Annotated in this window: 1 protein-coding gene and 1 pseudogene; both read left to right on the top strand. The window is 70.7% G+C overall.

The window, feature by feature from the left end:
- Positions 1 to 96 precede the first annotated feature (96 nt).
- Positions 97 to 1278: pseudogene (locus AB0389_RS37820) on the top strand (IS4 family transposase); the annotation flags it as partial.
- Positions 1279 to 1308: 30 nt separating this feature from the next.
- Positions 1309 to 1530, top strand: coding sequence for a DUF6011 domain-containing protein (locus AB0389_RS37815; protein ID WP_366400123.1), 222 nt, complete (start codon positions 1309 to 1311; stop codon positions 1528 to 1530).
- The last annotated feature ends 128 nt before the right edge of the window (positions 1531 to 1658 follow it).

Here is a 1658-nt window from a genome sequence, read left to right as displayed (position 1 = left end):
AGGAGAAGACCCGCTCAAAGGGGGCGACAGCAAGGAACAAGTCGGACAGGACACCGACGTCGAGGCCGGGCGGGTCAAACGGCGACGCGTCCGGCTGCGCTCGGGGTGCTGACCCGGGCGTTTCCGCCGGAGCTGGTGGATGAGGTGGTGGCGGAGTGCGGGCGGGTCGAGCAGCGTCAACGGTTGCTGCCTGCAAGGGTGGTGGTGTATTTCGTGCTCGCGATGTGCTTGTTCTCCGGCCAGGGGTATGAGGAGGTCGCGCGGCTGCTCACCCACGGGCTGGAGCGTTCGGGGTCGTGGAGGGTGCCGACGACGGCGGCGGTCGGCAGAGCGAGGCTGCGGCTGGCGGCCGAGCCGCTGAAGGCGTTGTTCGCCCGGGTGTGCCGGCCGGTGGCGACGGCAGGGACGGCGGGGACGGCGGGCGCCTGGTATCGCGGCTGGCGGCTGGTCGCGGTGGACGGTACGACGTTCGACCTGCCCGACACCGGGGCCAACGGGGAGTTCTTCGGCCGTCCGGGGACTTCCCGGGGGCAGGGCAGAAGCGCGTACCCGCAGGCCAGGGCCGCCGCGCTGGTCGAGTGCGGGACCCATGCGGTCTTCGCCGCCGAGGTTGGCCCGCTGTCGGATGCCGAGACGGTCCTTGCCCGGCGCCTGTTCCCGCGTCTGAGCGCCGGGATGCTCCTGCTGGCCGACCGGGGCTTCCACGGCTTCGACCTGTGGCGGGCCGCCGCCGCGACCGGCGCGGACCTGCTGTGGCGGGCCCGGAGCAACACGGTCCTGCCCCTGCTGGCCTCGTTCGACGACGGCTCCTACCTGTCCGAGATCGTCGCCGCCAGGGACAAGAGCCGCCGCACCGACCCGGTGCGGGTACGCGTGATCGAGTACACCCTGGGCCCGCGCGGCTCCAAAGGCACCGTCTACCGGCTGGTCACCACGATCCTGGACCCGCGGGCCGCACCGGCGGCCGAACTGGCCCTGCTCTACGCCGAACGCTGGGAGATCGAGACCACACTGGACGAGATCAAGACGCACCAGGGCGGGCCCCGCCTCGTCCTGCGCTCCCGGCATCCGGCCGGGGTCGAGCAGGAGATCTTCGGCTTCCTTCTCGTCCACCACGCGCTGCGCGACCTGATGCATCAAGCCGCCCGTCACGCCGGCCGTGATCCCGACCGGATCTCCTCCACCCGCACCCTGTGCGTCGCCCGCCGCCAGGTCACCGGCCAGGCGGCATTTTCCCCCCTCCCGACTCGCCCGGGCGCTCACCACGACCCTGCGTGAGATCCGCGAACGTCTCCTGCCCCCACGGCGATTGCGCTCCAACCCCCGCGTGATCAAACGCAAGATGTCCAACTGGGCCCTCAAACGCCCCGAACACCACACACCACCACGACCCGACACCCCAACCGTCGCAATCGCCCAACCAGCGGGGGCCCGTCCTCGTCGTGCCGGGAGTGTGGGCGCCCCCTCACTGACGAGCTATCCCGTCTGGCTGGGTACGGGCCGACCTGTGCCCGCTATCTACTCATATGAGTACGTTGCGGCAAAAGGAGTCCCTGCTCGATGCGATGGTGTCCCGCCGAGTGGTGTAGCCGATCAAGGCGTAGTTGTGCGCGGGCGGATGCTCGGGGCGTGCAACCGATAGCGGTGCCTGCTCCCTG

It is taken from the genome of Streptomyces sp. NPDC093109, assembly GCF_040701725.1.
In the GTDB taxonomy this organism is placed as follows: domain Bacteria; phylum Actinomycetota; class Actinomycetes; order Streptomycetales; family Streptomycetaceae; genus Streptomyces.
This window is presented reverse-complemented; position numbering and strand designations above follow the sequence as displayed.